Source organism: Thermoflavifilum thermophilum (assembly GCF_900116565.1).
Taxonomy (GTDB): Bacteria; Bacteroidota; Bacteroidia; order Chitinophagales; family Chitinophagaceae; genus Thermoflavifilum; species Thermoflavifilum thermophilum.
This window is the reverse complement of the sequence record NZ_FPCJ01000001.1, coordinates 259,928-276,352: the sequence shown is the minus strand read 5'-3', so window position 1 is coordinate 276,352 and position 16,425 is coordinate 259,928. Positions and strand designations below refer to the sequence as shown.

The 16,425-nt window shown below is 45.7% G+C and carries 18 protein-coding genes; 8 read left to right on the top strand and 10 right to left on the bottom strand.

Annotated elements, in window-relative coordinates:
• Positions 1-3: 3 nt before the first annotated feature.
• The 3 genes from rocD to BM367_RS01100 all read right to left on the bottom strand — a co-directional run bounded on the left by rocD (position 4) and on the right by BM367_RS01100 (position 3,463).
• A complete protein-coding gene (gene rocD / locus BM367_RS01110) occupies positions 4-1,254 on the bottom strand; it encodes an ornithine--oxo-acid transaminase (RefSeq protein WP_092456531.1) in 1,251 nt (416 codons plus the stop codon).
• Between the two features lie 119 nt (positions 1,255-1,373).
• Positions 1,374-2,288 (bottom strand): FKBP-type peptidyl-prolyl cis-trans isomerase, encoded by a 915-nt coding sequence (locus tag BM367_RS01105; RefSeq protein ID WP_177224056.1) that lies wholly within the window; start codon positions 2,286-2,288, stop codon positions 1,374-1,376.
• A 152-nt stretch (positions 2,289-2,440) separates the two neighbouring features.
• Positions 2,441-3,463: a DHH family phosphoesterase gene (locus BM367_RS01100; protein ID WP_092456525.1), complete on the bottom strand. Its 1,023-nt coding sequence runs from the start codon at positions 3,461-3,463 to the stop codon at positions 2,441-2,443.
• A 100-nt stretch (positions 3,464-3,563) separates the two neighbouring features.
• On the opposite strand from BM367_RS01100, the gene BM367_RS01095 reads away from it, so the two are divergent.
• The gene (locus tag BM367_RS01095; RefSeq protein ID WP_092456522.1) at positions 3,564-3,980 is read left to right on the top strand and encodes a nucleoside-diphosphate kinase; all 417 of its coding nucleotides are present in this window, start codon (positions 3,564-3,566) and stop codon (positions 3,978-3,980) included.
• Positions 3,981-4,005: 25 nt separating this feature from the next.
• Here BM367_RS01095 and BM367_RS01090 read toward each other — a convergent pair whose 3' ends face one another.
• From BM367_RS01090 to folP, 3 genes are read right to left on the bottom strand one after another with little or no spacing between them, the layout of a single operon-like run.
• Positions 4,006-4,455, bottom strand: coding sequence for a thiol-disulfide oxidoreductase DCC family protein (locus BM367_RS01090; RefSeq protein WP_092456519.1), 450 nt, complete (start codon positions 4,453-4,455; stop codon positions 4,006-4,008).
• Positions 4,456-4,458: 3 nt separating this feature from the next.
• Positions 4,459-5,274, bottom strand: coding sequence for a diadenylate cyclase CdaA (gene cdaA / locus BM367_RS01085; protein ID WP_177224055.1), 816 nt, complete (start codon positions 5,272-5,274; stop codon positions 4,459-4,461).
• A gap of 34 nt (positions 5,275-5,308) precedes the next feature.
• Complete coding sequence (folP, locus tag BM367_RS01080; protein WP_092456514.1) at positions 5,309-6,166, bottom strand: dihydropteroate synthase; 858 nt, start codon at positions 6,164-6,166, stop codon at positions 5,309-5,311.
• Between the two features lie 57 nt (positions 6,167-6,223).
• Here folP and BM367_RS01075 point away from each other — a divergent pair, with 57 nt between their 5' ends.
• Positions 6,224-6,778, top strand: a complete 555-nt coding sequence (locus tag BM367_RS01075; protein ID WP_092456511.1) for a DUF1599 domain-containing protein — start codon at positions 6,224-6,226, stop codon at positions 6,776-6,778.
• On the top strand, positions 6,768-7,883 hold the full coding sequence (locus tag BM367_RS01070; protein ID WP_092456508.1) for a BT_3928 family protein: 1,116 nt from the start codon (positions 6,768-6,770) through the stop codon (positions 7,881-7,883). The genes BM367_RS01075 and BM367_RS01070 overlap by 11 nt, the downstream gene beginning before the upstream one ends.
• Here BM367_RS01070 and BM367_RS01065 read toward each other — a convergent pair.
• The 4 genes from BM367_RS01065 to recF all read right to left on the bottom strand — a co-directional run bounded on the left by BM367_RS01065 (position 7,873) and on the right by recF (position 12,719).
• The gene (locus BM367_RS01065) at positions 7,873-8,160 is read right to left on the bottom strand and encodes a DciA family protein (protein WP_092460851.1); all 288 of its coding nucleotides are present in this window, start codon (positions 8,158-8,160) and stop codon (positions 7,873-7,875) included. The genes BM367_RS01070 and BM367_RS01065 overlap by 11 nt on opposite strands.
• 91 nt (positions 8,161-8,251) lie before the next feature.
• The gene (locus tag BM367_RS01060) at positions 8,252-10,744 is read right to left on the bottom strand and encodes a multicopper oxidase domain-containing protein (protein ID WP_092456505.1); all 2,493 of its coding nucleotides are present in this window, start codon (positions 10,742-10,744) and stop codon (positions 8,252-8,254) included.
• 49 nt (positions 10,745-10,793) lie between these two features.
• Positions 10,794-11,003, bottom strand: coding sequence for a hypothetical protein (locus BM367_RS01055; RefSeq protein ID WP_092456502.1), 210 nt, complete (start codon positions 11,001-11,003; stop codon positions 10,794-10,796).
• A 594-nt stretch (positions 11,004-11,597) separates the two neighbouring features.
• Entirely contained in the window at positions 11,598-12,719 is a 1,122-nt protein-coding gene (gene recF / locus BM367_RS01045) for a DNA replication/repair protein RecF (protein ID WP_092456497.1), read from the bottom strand.
• 116 nt (positions 12,720-12,835) lie between these two features.
• Between recF and pdhA the strand changes: the two genes are divergently transcribed.
• The 5 genes from pdhA (at position 12,836) to BM367_RS01020 (ending at position 16,387) form a co-directional block, all read left to right on the top strand.
• Positions 12,836-13,873: a pyruvate dehydrogenase (acetyl-transferring) E1 component subunit alpha gene (pdhA, locus tag BM367_RS01040; RefSeq protein WP_245759862.1), complete on the top strand. Its 1,038-nt coding sequence runs from the start codon at positions 12,836-12,838 to the stop codon at positions 13,871-13,873.
• 136 nt (positions 13,874-14,009) lie between these two features.
• On the top strand, positions 14,010-14,591 hold the full coding sequence (locus BM367_RS01035) for a tetratricopeptide repeat protein (RefSeq protein WP_177224054.1): 582 nt from the start codon (positions 14,010-14,012) through the stop codon (positions 14,589-14,591).
• Between the two features lie 120 nt (positions 14,592-14,711).
• Complete coding sequence (ribH, locus tag BM367_RS01030) at positions 14,712-15,197, top strand: 6,7-dimethyl-8-ribityllumazine synthase (protein WP_092456488.1); 486 nt, start codon at positions 14,712-14,714, stop codon at positions 15,195-15,197.
• Between the two features lie 34 nt (positions 15,198-15,231).
• Positions 15,232-15,954, top strand: a complete 723-nt coding sequence (locus tag BM367_RS01025) for a (Fe-S)-binding protein (protein ID WP_092456485.1) — start codon at positions 15,232-15,234, stop codon at positions 15,952-15,954.
• 25 nt (positions 15,955-15,979) lie between these two features.
• The gene (locus BM367_RS01020) at positions 15,980-16,387 is read left to right on the top strand and encodes an EVE domain-containing protein (RefSeq protein WP_245759860.1); all 408 of its coding nucleotides are present in this window, start codon (positions 15,980-15,982) and stop codon (positions 16,385-16,387) included.
• Positions 16,388-16,425: the final 38 nt, after the last annotated feature.

Sequence of the window (16,425 nt, the reverse complement as noted above, 5' to 3'; positions counted from 1 at the left end):
AATCTAATTCAAAGAAATCTGTTCAAATGCTTTCAGGCTGTCTTCCATGATAGCCAGGCATTCGTCTATTTGTTCCCGGGTGATTACAAGCGGAGGTGCCAGTCTGATGCGGTCGCCATGGGTGGGTTTGGCCAACAGGCCGCGGTCGCGCATGAGCAGGCACAATTGCCAGGCTGCATCCGGATGGGGATGCTGGATTACAATGGCATTTAGAAGGCCTTTGCCCCGGATGGTTTGAATGTGCGGAGAGGAAAAAGCCTGCAATCTATCCCGAAAGTAGGCGCCTAATTCAGCAGCCCGTTGGGGAAGATTTTCATCCAGGATAATTTGGATGGCTTCCCTGGCAATGCGGCTGGCCAATGGATTTCCTCCGAATGTGGACCCATGTTCCCCGGGACGGATGGTGAGCATCACCTCGTCGTCGGCCAGCACGGCAGAGATGGGCATCATACCACCCGACAAGGCTTTGCCCAGAATCAATATATCAGGCTTTACCTGTTCGTAATCGCAACACAACAGCTTCCCGGTACGGCCGAGACCCGTTTGTATTTCATCGGCAATGAACAATACCTGATGGGCTTCGCAAAGGGCTTTTGTCCCGGATAAATAACCCGGATCGGGCACAATCACGCCGGCCTCACCCTGGATAGGCTCCACCAGAAAAGCTGCTACATGCGGATCTTCGAGTGCTTTTTCGAGAGCGGCCAGATCGTTGTAGGGAATTATCACATAACCGGGTATGTAGGGGCCAAATCCGTGTTTGGCCTGGGGATCGGTGCTGAATGAAATCACATTTAGGGTGCGACCGTGAAAATTATTTTCACACACCACGATTTTGGCTTTGCCATCGGGGATGCCTTTCACTTCATAGGCCCATCTGCGCGCCAGCTTCAAAGCTGTTTCTACGGCTTCCACCCCTGTATTCATCGGCAATACCTTATCATAGCCAAAAAGCTGTGACAGGAACTGCTCAAATACGCCAAGCTGATCATTGTAAAATGCTCTGGATGTAAGGGTGAGTTTCTGAGCCTGATCTATGAGTACATTTACCAAGCGTGGATGGCAATGACCCTGATTCAGGGCGGAATAGCCGGAGAGAAAATCATAGTATCTTTTGCCATCCACATCCCACACATACACGCCCTGACCGCGCGCGAGCACTACAGGCAACGGATGATAATTATGTGCCCCGTATTGTTCTTCCAGTTCAATGAAATAATCTGCCAGCTGGCTGGTGGAATGAACATCAATCATAATCAACAAAAATACGGATTTTCTGCGGTGCCTGTATGAAGAAGCCTATCCCCATCTACAAAAAAGCCCTGCATGTAGCTGCAGGGCTTGCGCATCACCATGCTGAAATTGTTTTATTTTTATTTGGCCTTTGAAGCGGGTTTTACCTTCAACAGATCGATATCAAAGGATAGGATTTCATTGGGCTCGATTACCGGGGGTTGCCCTGTGGGTCCGTATGCAAGTCCGGAAGGAATGTAAATCGTGGCTTTGGTGCCTTCTTTCATTTGCATGATGGCTTCATCCATGCCCTTTAGCACCTGTCCCTGTCCGATGGTGAAGATAAAAGGTTCCAGCGGATGATGGACAATCTGGAAGGAAGTATCCACATTGGAGTCAAAGGGTTTGCCGTCCAGGCTACGGCCTGTGTAGTTGATTTGCACCTGGTCGCCGGCCTGCGGGACTGGCCCCTTGCCTTCCTGATGCACCACAATATACACACCACCTGGAGTCTTGGAAGCCGTGAGATGATTTTTATTCAGATAATCTTCGATGATTTTTTCATCTTTTTCCAGCTGAGCGGCATGTTCTTTCTGCAGATCTTCCTGCATTTGCTGGAAGTTTTGCACTGCCAGCAGCTTCACGGCTATCTTCAGGTTATCACCTTTTTTGATGTAGGGAAAACGGCTGATGTCGGGTATTACTGAGTCGGCAGGAATTAAAAATATAGCGCTGTCGCCCGCAGAAAGCAGGGCCAGGGCTTCCATGATATCAAAATGTCCTTGTGGTTTTTGCAGCTGAACGCGTGTAGGTCCACCCATCTTGTGCGTATCCATCAGCACGGTATCGCCAACGGAGGTGGTGATCTGCAGTTTCAGATAATCGCCCACCTGCGGTTTCGGACCGTTGTGTTTTTCAATGATCTTATAGGAAATACCACCGGGTGTTTTTTGATAGCCGGCCGATTGGCAGGCGGCAAGGCCTGTTCCGAGCACCAGGCAAACAATACCTATCCGCATGGATGGCAACAATGGCAAATGTGTGAATTTGTGCATTTTATTGTTTAGCATAAACATAAATATTTCTGTATATCAGGTATTTGAATGCTGCCACATCTGCAAATATCCGGCATTGCACATGCGGCCTTACAGAGGTGGTTTTAAAATGAAGCGTGCAAGTTAGAGGTTTTTTTGAGGTTTCAAAACAATCACGGATTTTTTAACGGTTTTTCCAGTAGGGCCTTGTTTTCCTCCAATGCTTTTTTAAATCGCGCAACCGTGGCTTCGAGGCTATCTGTGGAGCGGCCTCCGGCTGCATTCAGATGCCCGCCCCCATTGAAATATTTTCTGGCAAATTCGTTTACATCAAAATCACCTTTGGAACGCAGAGATATCCGGATTTCCTGATGATTTTCCACCATCAGTGCCGAAAGTTTGATGCCCTGGATGGATAATGGATAATTGACCAGCCCTTCCGTATCACCGCTACTCAGGTTGAACTTACGCACATCACTTGCTGGCACAGCGATCAAAGCCGCATTGTACTCGTAAAATATTTCCATGCGGTTTGAAAGCACATATCCCAGAAAACGCAGCCGGTTTTCCAGAAAATTATCATAGATCGCCTGGTGAATGGGTTCATGCCTCAAACCCTGGTCCATGAGATCGGCCACCATCCGGTGCACCCGGGCAGAAGTGGCTGCAAACCGGAATGATCCGGTATCGGTCATCGTACCGGCATAAATGCATTGGGCAATTTCATTATTAATTAACGACTTGTCGCCCCAGCCAATGATCACTTCATAGACCAGCTCTGCTGTTGAACTGGCCTGCACATCACTGAGTCCGTATTCAAATACGGGTTCGGGTTGCAGATGATGATCAATCATTACCTTGATGCCGGCAGATTGGGCCAATGCTTCGTCAGCCGGCCTTGCCCGATGAAAGGCATTGAAATCCATGCAAAAAATGATTTCCGCATTTTGCAGGGCTTGTGTAGCCTTTTCGGGATGCGATTCATAAACGATCACTTCTTTGGCTCCCGGCATCCATTTCAGGAAATCAGGATACGATGTGGGGGAAACCACGGCTACCTGATGATGTTTGAGCTGAAAATAATGAAACAATGCCAGCGAGGATCCCATGGCGTCTGCATCAGGTTTCTGATGCATGATAATTGCAATTTGTCGTGGCCGGGAGAGTAGCGGCAATAATTCCAGAATCGGTTTCATCTTCGTTCCAGGCAAGGTGCGAAGTTCACCATAAATTACGGAAAAGCAAAATTTCTGCTAAGCCAAAAACTGCCTTAGCTTTGCGCTCCAAAACGAAGATATGGGCAAGCAGACATTTACCATGATTAAACCCGATGCTTTTGCAAAAGGCTATACGGGGGCTATTCTGGCAAAGATTCAGGAAGCAGGATTCCGGATTGTGGCATTAAAGCTTACCCGCCTGACGGCTGAAAAAGCGGCTGCATTCTATGCTGTTCATCGGGAACGTCCGTTTTATCAGAGCCTGGTTGAGTTTATGAGCAGCGGGCCGGTTGTAGCTGCTATTCTGGAAAAAGACAATGCAGTAGAGGATTTTCGCAAGCTTATCGGTGCCACAGATCCTGCCAAAGCAGAAGAAGGCACTATCCGAAAACTATATGCCGAATCGGTGGAACGCAATGCCATTCATGGTTCCGACTCCGATGAAAATGCCCGCATCGAAAGTGATTTCTTTTTTTCTGCCCTGGAAAGAGTGTAAATAAAAGACGGAAGATAAACGGAAATCAAAGCCCGGCTCTACTTTCCAGATATTTCTCATCAATCAGCAGCTTGGTTTTCCATCTGGCATCAGGTAGCTGGCAGGTGTTGTATTGGCCAAACCACCTGTATCTGTGTCGGCTGATGAAGCGGTATATGGCATCACGTATCCGGCGGGGAATCAGAAATGCGATGCTAAGCAATGGCCAACCCTTGCAAAGATGCCTGCAGATATGCAGAATAGCCGAACTATACACATACCATTTGCCTGCGGCCCAGAGCAGAATGGAGGGCTCTGTATCATCGGGTAGCGGATGCAAAGCAATAAAACGTGCAGCAAATGCCGATTGCAGCGGGCTGATCCGAAACCTGTCCCTGCAATCGGCTTTCAGTACTATTTGTATGGCATGCGAACAAAGCACACATATGCCGTCATAAAAAATAATAAAGTGGCCTGTAGGAGGCGGTGATTTCATTGTTCATTGCTTTTCCACAATTTTCAGATAGAGTTGTTCGCGCAGCTCTTCGAGGGTTACATTCTGATACAGTTTACCTGCTTTTGCATAGGAAATTGTTCCGCGTTCTTCTGATACCACAATGGCCAGTGCATCGCTGTGTTCTGTAGCACCTACAGCCGAACGGTGGCGCAGCCCGATGCGTGGAGGCAAGTCAGGATTTTCGGATACAGGCAATACTACTTTTGCTGCTACAATGCGATTATTGGCAATGATTACAGCTCCATCGTGCAACGGACTGCCTTTTTTGAAAATGCTTTCCAGCAAGCGTGCCGACACATGTCCATCAATAGGCACGCCGGTAGTAGTATCAAAACGCAGTTTGTACGTATTGGTAATCACAATCAAAGCTCCCGTATAGGAATGGGCCATGTTTTCTACAGCCGTGAGAATGTATTGAATGACATGTTCTTCTTCATCCGTTTCTTTTAATCTTCTAAAAAATTGCCAGGGGAATTTCTTTAAAAATCCATCCTGTGCAAAAGGCGTGTTTTTGCCAATCATCAGCAAAAACCGTCTGATTTCAGGTTGGAAAATGATGATCAATGCAATCACACCCACACTCAACAAGCTCTGGAAAATATCGGTGAGCAAGGGCATCTGGAGATATCTTACCAGAAGGAAGGAGAGATAAACTACGATCAGTCCCAACAAAATATAGAATGCGAGACTGCCCCTGAGCAAGCGATACAATTCATACACGAGAAAAATCACAATGAGTACGTCCAGGATGTTTAGAATCCTTAGTTGTTCTCCAAACAGGTGGATAGACCAGTTCATCAACCCCTTTATTTGCGAATGTAGGAAATTCTGCTCAGCATTCGTGATAATAGCTCCAGAGGCGGATAACCTCATTGGCTTCGCGCACATCGTGTACTCGCAATATGTGAGCACCCTGTTCCAAAGCCAGCATGTGCAAAGCCGTTGTGCCATTCAGGGCCTGTTCGGATGTGGTTCCCAGCAACCGGTAAATCATCGATTTTCTGGAAATACCTACCAGCAGGGGCAGGTCCATCACATGAAACACATGCAAATGGCGCAGCAGGGTATAATTATGCTGCAGATTCTTTCCAAAACCAAAACCCGGATCAACAATGAGATCGTGAATACCCACCTGTCGGCAAATAGCCACTTTTTCAATAAAAAATGCCGTGATTTCTTTCACCACGTCCTCATAATGGGGGTTTAATTGCATCGTAGCCGGTGTGCCCTGCATGTGCATGATCACATAGGGTACTCTCAGTGTAGCAACAGTTGCAATCATATCTTGATCCATGTTGCCTGCACTGATATCGTTTATGATTTCTGCGCCGGCATCAACGGCTCTGCGCGCTACAGATGCATAATAGGTGTCCACAGAAAGATAAGCCTCCGGAAAATGTTTTTTCAAGGCAGCGATGGCGGGTTGCAGGCGTTGCCATTCTTCATCGGCTGATATGGGTTGTGCACCCGGGCGGGTGCTTTGCGCGCCCAGGTCAAGAATAGCAGCGCCTTGCTGAAGCATGGTTTCAGCGGTACGCAGTATATCATCTGTTTGCATATGGCGGCTTCCGGCATAAAATGAATCCTCCGTGATATTGATGATACCCATTATCAATGGCTGATCGATAACCAATAGTCTTCCCGCGCAGTTTAACGTCCATATATTTCGGAAAGCTTTATTTTTGGGCATATAAGTGTGTGGCTAATTTTGCGCAAGTTTAACTTTTTCATTCGTTATTGAATTGTCATGTTTGAACAAATGCATACGTCCAGGCAATATGATCAGGTTATTGCCGAATGCCGAAAGGTGTATCTTGATAAAATCCAGCAGTATGGAACTTCCTGGCGTGTATTGCGTACCATTTCCATTGCCGATCAGATTTACATCAAAGCTTATCGCATTCGCACCATTCAGGAAAAACAGCAGCAACTGATACCAGAGAGTCTTCTGCAAGAGTGGATAGCAATGGTTAATTATGGCATTATAGCCTTGATTCAGTTTAAACTGAAAAACGATGAACGCATAGACCTTTCAACAGAAGAAGCATTGGCATACTACGATGCTGCAGTAAGTGAAACAAAAGATTTGATGTTGAAAAAAAACCATGATTACGGTGAAGCCTGGCGGGAAATGAGCCTAGAAGCACTGGTGGACTTGATTCTTACCAAATTGCTGCGCATCAGGCAGATGGTCAGAAGCCAGCAATCGGATGCAGAACCAGAAATCTATTCTAATTTTCAGGACATCATTAATTACGCCGTATTTGCTTTGATTAAACAAAGGGAAGAACATGAAACATAAACTTTTGTGGATAGCCCGTTTTTTGGTGGGTATCACTTTTATATTTTCCGGGTTGGTAAAGGCCAATGACCCGCTGGGCTTATCTTACAAGATGCAGGAGTTTTTCGTGGCTTTGCATATGCCCTTTCTGAATCCCCTGGCTACAGGGTTGAGCATCCTGTTGATTCTGGTGGAAACGGTTTCGGGTGTGGCCATTTTATTGGGGTATCAGGCGCGTATTTTTGCACTTATATTGTTGCTGTTTATTGTATTGTTTACGTTCTTAACAGGATTTGCCTGGTTTACCGGTAAGGTGCAGGAGTGCGGATGTTTTGGCGATTGCATTCCCATCAGCGATGCAGCCACATTCTGGAAAGATGTGGTATTGTTGGGCCTCATTGTTTTTTTGTACCTCCATCGCAAAGAAATCCATCCTCTTTGGAAGCAGGTAAGCGGGCCGTTGACGTGGTTTGCCGCATTGTCGGTGATTGCCTTGCAGGCTTATGTGTTGCGGCATTTGCCGATAGTGGATTGTTTGCCTTATGCCGTAGGGAAAAATATCTGGCAGGAAATGCAACCACCGCCGGGATCTGTGCCCGATCAATATGAGACTACCTTGGTTTATGAAAAAAATGGGGTGGAGAAAAAATTTACCGAGAACGATTTTCCCTGGCAAGATACCAGCTGGCATTTTGTGCGTAGAGAAACGCGCCTGGTGAAAAAAGGCAATGCTATTCCCTTGATTCAGGATTTTTCTTTAAAAACTTTGCAAGGTGAAGATGTTACGCAACAGGTTTTACGGGATTCTACTCCTGTGTTTTTGTTTGTCGTCAATCATCCATCAAAAGCACACACCGGATGGGATTCGGCTATTCACAACCTGCAAACATTTACTCAGCATCATCGGGTTTTGTTATTCGGAGTAACCTCCTCTTCACATATCAACGATTTTCTAAGCCAGCATCACTTAAATTTTCCTTTTTTGATAGCCGATGTGACGGTGCTAAAGACCATGGCTCGTACTGATCCCTGTCTGGTTTTGCTCAAACAGGGCTTGGTGATGGGAAAGTGGTCATATCTGGATATTCCTGACACGGCAGTTGTATCCCGGACGCTTAGTGAATAATAACTTCTTCAATAAGGGGTTCCTGAAGAGCTTCATTGAATAACTGTTTGATGCGATCACGTGCGTAGATAAGTTCCTGTTTCAACGGAGCTACGTGTGTGGTGATGATCAGTTTGCCCTGTCTCCACTCCACTCGTTCGGTGTATTTTGAAACTGTTTTTCCCATCAGCTCTTCCCAGAGTTGTTGGATGCACATTTCGTGGAGGCGATGCTTCATGGGACTTTTGTCCAGAAAGGCTTTCAGGGCTTCGGCCAGGGAAACTTCATTCTGATGCATATCTCGAAAATACGGATTCTTTTCGGTAGTCTTGTTGTTTAATTCGGACAAATAGGGTTTTCATAAGCGAGCAAAGAATGACAAGTGCAACCTAAAACCTCACCAGCAAGCCTCCTCCCCAGAGATAATCGGAGTTATATCCGGCAGTTACAGAAACATACTGATTGAGCATGCCTTCCAGATGCACGTCCCATTCTTTATCGGTATTCACACTATAATTCAGCCATAATCTGGGGAACAGCCAGGTTTCTCCGCTCAGGGTGAATCTGGCATGAGCCCGGGTATCTATTCGCAGGTCGGCATTCAGAAAGAGGGGCAGCAGGTAACGGACTCCCACGATGCCACGAGTGTCCTGAATAGGTTCGGGTTTGTTATGGTCTTTGAAGTAATTCAAATATTCTTCTTTATTGCTGCTTACTATGCCTACATAAGGGCGCAAATAGCGGGTAACAAAACGTTCGTATGTTCCCTGCCATTCGTATAGTTGATGATTCCATCCATAATCGCCATTTACTTGTATCCAGTTTTTGCGATTGGAATAGGATAGATAGCCTTCTCCAAAATTTGAGGCGAGCAAAGCATCACCCCAGAAGAACCAGTGATTATCGTCGTGAAGCAAATGTTTGATGGGAAAATATTGCATTGTATCTGGCTGCAAGTAATCTGTATATTGAAATGTGCGTGCCATGCCTGCCATCATGTGGTAAAGAATGTGGCAATGAAAAAACCAATCACCGGGTTCATTGGCTGCAAATTCAATGGTTATGCTTCGCATGGGTGGAACGATAACGGTGTGCTTTAAAGGTGAAAGAGTGCCATTGGCATTTACCACGCGGAAGAAATGTCCATGCAAATGCATGGGATGATACATCATGGTTTGATTGTTCAGGGTGATACGCAAGATTTCTCCTTGTTTTACCTGGATTGAATCATCTTCAGATAACGTTTTCCCGTTGATGCTCCAGATATAGCGCCACATGCTGCCGGTAAGATTAAAGGTCAGGTGACGAACCGGATGTTGCAGGGTATCAAATGCTGTGGAATGCAAAGCCTGTAGCAAATCATAGTTGAAAATAATCGAATCGGATGATGTGGGTGAATGAGATGCAGAAGCAACTATATTTTGCTGATTGCTATCAGACATCTGCATGTGATCCATGTGCATATGATGCATCATAGAAGCAGGAGGCATGGTGTCGGCATGTTCATGTGCCGGCATAGATAAACTGTCTGTTTCCCGGCTGTGTGTCATTCCAGCAGCATCCATATCCATATCATGCATGTTCATATCATGCATATTCATGTTGTGCATGTTCATGTTGTGCATATCTGAATCATGCATATCCATGTCGTGCATATTCATATCATGCATGTTCATGTCGTGCATATCCATGCCAGGCATTTGCATAGAAAGAGAGCCACCGATTTGCAAATCTTCCCGATCCAGGTAGGCTTTTTGAATATAAGGCATTTCACGATCCATGGTTTTCTGGCTCACATACATGTTCATGTGATCCATTTTCATTTTCATGCCGGCCATGCCTTCCATCATCAGGCCTTCCATATGAAAAATATCGGGTTTGGGTAGGGTAGGTGCGGGATGCAGCGTGCCTTTTCCAAAATACAACGATGTATATCCCGATCCGTCTTGAGCTGTAGCGCGAAGTTCATACATGCCGCTGTCGGGAATGGTGATGATAACATCGTAGGTTTCTGCTATGCCTATTAACATGCGGGTTACTTCCACAGGCTTCACATCCTGTCCGTCGGCGGCGATAATTTGCATATTCCCGCCGGAGTATTGCAAATGGAAGAAAGTAGATGACGAGCCGTCAATAATGCGCAAACGGATGCGTTCGCCGGGATATACATCCGGGAAATGGATGGATTTTTGTCCATTGGCCAGGAAAGCATCGTAATACACATCCGACACGTCCATGGGAGGCATCCGTTGCCAGGCCATTTGAATACGTTCGGCCAACCCATGATGCGCTATCACGCGATTCAGGCTTTGAGCCTGTCCTTTTTGAATTGCATACCATTCCATGCCTCTTTTCAAGTTGTTCATGATATGATGTGGATTTTCATTCGTCCAGTCGGACAATACAATGGTTTTTTCCGCATCATATTTTCGGGTTTCTTTTCGGGGATAAATGACAAAGGCACCGTAGAGGCCCCTTTGTTCCTGCATCATGCTATGGGAATGATACCAATAGGTTCCGTTCTGGCGGATGACGAATCGAACGGTAAATGTTTTGCCGGGGCCAATGGGAGGAGTACTTAGATAGGGTACGCCATCATAATAATTGGGAATCAGGATACCATGCCAGTGTATGGATGAGGCTTGATCCATTGCATTGTGAATATGAATCACAGCGGAATCGCCCTCGGTAAAATACAAGGTAGGTGCAGGAATGGAATCATTTACCGTAATGGCTTTCACCCATTTGCCTGATTTATTTACTTTTTCTTCACGAATGGTTAGCCAATATTCTTTCACAGGATGCGATTGCGAAAATCCCTGCAAGGAAAGGCTGATGGTCAGGATAGTTAGCATCCCTAAGCATTTGATTTTTTCTTTCATATGAATTCATTTTATTTGAATAAATTTTGGTTTTGAAATACTCATCACATCATGATTGATCTTCAGAAGGTAACATGCGTCCCTGAACGCCTATGGCATCAATATGTACCAGCCGGGCGCCCGTGTTATGTATGGCCGGATAATGGCTGGAAATGGTAGTGCTTAGGCTATCGCCATCCCCATGAGCAAAAGCCGGCATGACCGGAAGCAGACACAAGGCCATCATTGCTGGCAACTTGAGTTTAAACAATATTTGCATGATTATTCAGGTTTATTCATGAAAGGATAATGGGCAATTGATTTATATGCATGCAAGTTTGCCCGGATGTGCATGCCAGGTAAAGAGAGCTTACATTGACCTGGTTCAAATCAGGAAAACTCCGTAAGCGGATAACCGGTCGTCTATTCGTTTTCGATAAAGATGTGGAGGATAATTGTTGTATGATGCCAAGCGATTAGAAACATTCCCGAAGTAAGCATGGAAAAGGGATCCAGAAATCCATGGCTGTTCCGGAAGATAAATTTTCAGCGTCCAAAGACCAGTTGCATATTGATCTGTACTTAATTTCAACTGAATAACAGGATGCTTGCAACAATCCTGGTTATGATGGGTAGATGCATGTTTATGAAGCAGGACTTGGCAATCCACATCGGTCATCCACTTGCCTTCGCAGAAATGCAAACGGAGTGTGGTAGCGGCTGTCGCCGTTATGTAAAGAAAAAGCCCTATAATTGCCCACCTCCTTTTCAGCATTCTGCATGCATTGAATCTGAAACCATAGCTGATGTACGCAAAATTAAATCTTGCTTTTGTTTCATGCTTTACAAAATTTTCAGATTCGATTACAGAGTTTTATGCTTGTGGTTTATCTACAGGATCAATCAGTTCAATCCAGTTTGGTGAATATGGATAGCCGGGCAGATGTGCCTTGAGGCGGTCGGGGTCGGCATCGGTAATCAATACCTGGCCGAAGGAATCCATGCTGATAATCGATAGCAGCAACTGAATCCGGCGGGGATCTAATTTTTCAAATATGTCGTCGAGCATTAGTATCGGTGTAAGGGCTTTTTGTTTGCTTATCAATTGATACTGCGCCAATTTCAATGCCAGCAGAAAGCTCTTGCGCTGTCCCTGTGAACCGTGTATTTTCACCGGATAGCCATTCAGCAAAAATTGTAAATCATCTTTATGAATGCCCGCCGTTGAACGCCTGGCCTGAAGATCTTCTTTTCTGACATCTTTCAACCAGGTGGTCATGGATTTTTCATGCAATTGCGACTGATATTGCAATTGAATATGTTCTCTATGGCCCGATAAAAAGGTGTAGAATTGCGAGGTCAGGGGTATCAGTTGCGCACAAATTTGTGTTCTGTATTCAAAAATGGCTTCTGCATGAGGCGTCCATTGCTGATCATACGCATCGAGGAGGTCATGTATCGCAGGTGATGGCTGTTCAGCCCACTGGCGCAGAAGCTGATTGCGTTGAGAGAGAATTTTCTGATAGGCCAGCAAATGCATCAGATAATCGCTCGATAGTTGGCTGATCAGGGCGTCCAACCATTTTCTTCTTTCCTCGCTTCCACCTGTAATCATTTGAATATCATCGGGAGCGATCATAACCACGGGGAAACGCCCAATATGCTCGGCCAGACGAGTATAAGAAATATCGTTCACACGAAATTCTTTTTTGGCTCCCTCTTTTGTTACACAAGTCAGGTGATATTCGGTATCATGCAAGAGCCATTTTCCTTCCAGCCTGAAACCATTCTTGCCATATTGGGTCAGGGGTTGATCTGCAGCGTGGAAATAACTTTTGGTCATCGACAGGTAATGCACGGCATCCAGCAGGGTGGTTTTACCACAGCCATTGGGTCCGGTAATGAAATTCATTTCCGGGGAAAACGAAAAGTTTGCATGTGAGAAATTTTTAAACTGAGTCAGTTCAACTGTCGCAACATAAGATGTGGTGTGCATAGGTGCGGTAAAGATACGATCTGTAAAGCATGACAACAGCCTGGCAGGTATTTCCTTCGGGTTTGTTGGTCTATTGGGCAAAAACTTGTAGGTTTGCAGGCAAATTTGGTTTACACGTGCAAACGAAAGAAAGCAAGCCTCAGGTGAAGTCGGCGAAATCCAATCACCAGCGTTTTGGCAAAGAAACCTATCTGTACTGGTATGAGCTGATGCTGCTGATTCGCCGTTTTGAAGAAAAGGCGGGTCAGCTATATGGCATGCAGAAGATCAGAGGGTTCTGCCATCTGTATCTCGGTCAGGAAGCTGTAGCTGCCGGAGCCATGACGGCAACCCGCCCTGATGATAAATTTATTACCGCCTATCGCGACCATGGTTTGGCAATTGCCAAAGGCATTTCTCCCAAAGCCTGCATGGCTGAGCTCTACGGCAAGATCACCGGATGTTCGAAAGGCAAGGGTGGCAGCATGCATTTTTTCTCGCGTGAACATAATTTTTTTGGTGGACATGGTATTGTGGGCGGACAGATTGGCGTAGGGGCTGGAATTGCCTTTGCTGAAAAATACAAGGGTACGGATCATGTTGTGCTTTGCTTTTTTGGTGATGGCGCAGCCCGTCAGGGCATATTGCATGAAACCCTGAATCTGGCTGCATTGTGGGATTTACCCGTGGTGTTTATTTGCGAAAACAACCAATATGCCATGGGTACTTCTGTACAACGCAGTTCCAAGACATTGGATATTTACAAATATGCCGATTCGTATGCCATTCCGGGTGAAGCCGTAGATGGAATGAATCCGGAAACAGTGCATCTGGGTATAGAAAAAGCCGTTCAGCGGGCTCGTGAAGGGAAAGGGCCTACTTTACTGGAAATCAAAACCTATCGCTACCGCGGTCATTCCATGAGTGATCCGGCCAAATATCGCAGCAAGGAAGAAGTGGAAGAATACAAAAAGCGTGATCCCATCACACAGGTACTCCAGGTGATTCAGCAAAACAAATGGGCTACTGAAGAAGAGATCGAAGCGATTGAAGAAAAAGTGAAACACGAAATTGAAGAAGCTGTACAATTTGCTGAAGAATCGCCCTGGCCCGATGAAAGCGAATTGTACCGCGATGTATATGTGCAACCCGATTATCCTTTTATTGTTGATTGACTTGCAGATTTAACCTATGGCAGATAAATCCAGAACATCATTTACGTCTTCTTCACAGCATGCTCATCATACTCCGCAGTCTTTTTTCGAGCGATTGGAAATATTTTATCTGCAGCAAGCAAGAATCATAAATATTGTGGGCGTTGTCATTATCTTGCTGATAGGAGGCTATTTCGGCTATAAATATTTGTACCTGGCTCCCCGTAACAAGCGTGCTGCCAGCATGATTTTTAAAGCCCAGCAATATTTTGGGATGGATTCCCTGCAAAAAGCCCTGAATGGCGACGGCAACAACTATGGATTTCTGCAGGTAATCAAACGGTACGGAGATACGAAAGTTGGCCATCTGGCCAAATATTATGCAGGTGTCTGTTACTTGCGAATGGGTAAGTATCAGGAAGCTATTCCCTATCTGAAAAGTTTTCATCCAAAAGACAAGGTAGTTCAGGCTGAAGATTATGGCTTGCTTGGCGATGCATACATGGAATTAGGCAAAACGGACGAGGGTATTGCTTACTATAAAAAAGCAGCTTATTATAATCCCAATGATCTCTTTACCCCCTTTTATTTGAAACGCGCTGCACTGGCCTGTGAAAAAGCAGGTCGTGTACAGGAAGCCATTTCTCTGTATCAGGAAATCAAAACCAAATATCCGCTCAGTGCAGAAGGCAGGGATATTGACAAATATCTCGCGCGTTTGGGTGTGGTGCAGGATTGAAAAACGGCTAAAAGTCTGGTTCAGGAATCTGTGGTCAGAGCAATGCGGCGAATGAATCATGAAATTTGCATTAGAAATTGGCTTCTATATTCTGAATCTTTGCAAAGCTAATTGCCTGGCATGTCGGCACACAATGAACGTTTTCTGGATCCCGCTTCCATTCCTATTATCGAAAATGGTACCGTAGCTATTGTGCATACCGAGTGGAATGCATTTATTGTAGATGAACTGGTAAAAGGCTGCGAGCGCGTGCTGATACAACACGGCGTTATCGACATTGAAAAGCTGGTGGTGCCCGGAGCTTTTGAAATTCCCTTTGGATGCCGGCAGGTGTTTGACCGATATCAGCCCGAAGCCATCATTGCATTGGGTTGCGTGATCAGGGGAGAAACACCTCATTTTGATTATGTTTGCCAGGCTGTTACCCAGGGCATCGGAGCCTTGAACATTGTGCTGCCATCGCCGGTGATTTTTGGGGTGCTTACGGTGAATAATGTCGAACAAGCCTATGAACGCGCTGGTGGGAAACATGGACACAAGGGAGAAGAAGCCGCTATTGCCGCCCTGAAACTGATGCATCAGAAAAGGCTCTGGCAGCAGGGATAATTTATTTTTGGACTAATGCATATCAGGTAAAAGCATGACCAGGGTTCATCTGTTTATTCCATGTTTCGTTGATCAACTATATCCCGAAACGGGATTCAACATGGTTAAAGTCCTCGAAAAAGCCGGTTGTGAAGTACATTATAATCCTGAGCAAACCTGTTGCGGACAACCTGCATTCAACGCTGGGTATTGGGATGAAGCCAGAGCAGTAGCGCATAAATTTATTCGAGATTTTCGTACAACCGACTATATCGTGGCTCCCAGTGCCTCTTGCACGGGCTTTGTGCGGAATTATTATCCTAAAATGTTCGACAATTCAGCTCAGCATAACGATGTAAAACTGCTTCGCAGAAACCTGTTTGAGTTTACCGAATTCTTAACCGATGTATTGCGTGTAACCGATTTTGGCGCGGAACTACAGGGGATAGCCACCTATCATGATTCCTGCGCAGCTTTGCGGGAATGTCATATCAAAGAAGCACCCCGCAAGTTGTTAGCAAATGTTAGGGGGCTAAAGCTCATTGAAATGGAAGACAATGAAACCTGCTGTGGTTTTGGTGGCACGTTTGCCGTGAAATTTGCACCCATTTCTGTGGGCATGGGTGAACAAAAAATTGATCATGCAGTGGCTACCGGAGCACAATATTTGATATCAACGGATTTGTCGTGCTTGATGCATCTGGATGGCATAATCCGGCACAAACAGCTTCCTTTGCAGGTGATGCATATTGCCGATGTATTGGCTTCAGGCTGGTAAATGCATAATCATGATGCGCAAATGATTGGTAAAATCGGAACCTTTTGTTTATTCCTGGGATCAGTTTGTAAAAGATGGAAAGACATGCTGGGATGGTGTGCGCAATTATCAAGCACGCAACTATCTGCAGGCCATGCGGAAGGGCGACGAAGTGTTTTTTTACCACAGCAACGAGGGATTGGCAATCGTTGGCATTGCCCGGGTGGTTCGCGAAGCCTATCCGGATCCTACAACCGATGATCCTCGCTGGGTGGCAGTGGATCTGGCTCCTGTGCAGGCATTGCCAAAGCCTGTGACCCTTGCTCAGATGAAGGCCGATCCGCGTTTGAAAGACATGGCATTGATTCGTCAGAGCAGACTTTCCGTAAGCCCGGTACAGGAAGCAGAGTGGAAGGCAATTCTGGAACTGGCTGGAATAACAAAGACGCATTAAAGCAGATTTCTGTTTTTGCTTGCGTTTCTAAAATCAAC

Excerpts from the sequence above, each read along its gene's own strand:
- folP (WP_092456514.1), bottom strand. The coding sequence starts at position 6,166 with ATGCCCAAAAATAAAGCTTTCCGAAATATATGGACGTTAAACTGCGCG.
- BM367_RS01070 (WP_092456508.1), top strand. The coding sequence starts at position 6,768 with ATGAAACATAAACTTTTGTGGATAGCCCGTTTTTTGGTGGGTATCACT.
- BM367_RS01095 (WP_092456522.1), top strand. The coding sequence starts at position 3,564 with ATGGGCAAGCAGACATTTACCATGATTAAACCCGATGCTTTTGCAAAA.
- ribH (WP_092456488.1), top strand. The coding sequence starts at position 14,712 with ATGTCGGCACACAATGAACGTTTTCTGGATCCCGCTTCCATTCCTATT.
- BM367_RS01075 (WP_092456511.1), top strand. The coding sequence starts at position 6,224 with ATGTTTGAACAAATGCATACGTCCAGGCAATATGATCAGGTTATTGCC.
- cdaA (WP_177224055.1), bottom strand. The coding sequence starts at position 5,274 with ATGAACTGGTCTATCCACCTGTTTGGAGAACAACTAAGGATTCTAAAC.
- recF (WP_092456497.1), bottom strand. The coding sequence starts at position 12,719 with ATGCACACCACATCTTATGTTGCGACAGTTGAACTGACTCAGTTTAAA.
- rocD (WP_092456531.1), bottom strand. The coding sequence starts at position 1,254 with ATGATTGATGTTCATTCCACCAGCCAGCTGGCAGATTATTTCATTGAA.
- BM367_RS01105 (WP_177224056.1), bottom strand. The coding sequence starts at position 2,288 with ATGCACAAATTCACACATTTGCCATTGTTGCCATCCATGCGGATAGGT.
- BM367_RS01055 (WP_092456502.1), bottom strand. The coding sequence starts at position 11,003 with ATGCAAATATTGTTTAAACTCAAGTTGCCAGCAATGATGGCCTTGTGT.
- BM367_RS01065 (WP_092460851.1), bottom strand. The coding sequence starts at position 8,160 with ATGCATCAGAATGAAGTTTCCCTGGCCGAAGCCCTGAAAGCCTTTCTG.
- BM367_RS01025 (WP_092456485.1), top strand. The coding sequence starts at position 15,232 with ATGACCAGGGTTCATCTGTTTATTCCATGTTTCGTTGATCAACTATAT.
- BM367_RS01060 (WP_092456505.1), bottom strand. The coding sequence starts at position 10,744 with ATGAAAGAAAAAATCAAATGCTTAGGGATGCTAACTATCCTGACCATC.
- BM367_RS01100 (WP_092456525.1), bottom strand. The coding sequence starts at position 3,463 with ATGAAACCGATTCTGGAATTATTGCCGCTACTCTCCCGGCCACGACAA.
- BM367_RS01090 (WP_092456519.1), bottom strand. The coding sequence starts at position 4,455 with ATGAAATCACCGCCTCCTACAGGCCACTTTATTATTTTTTATGACGGC.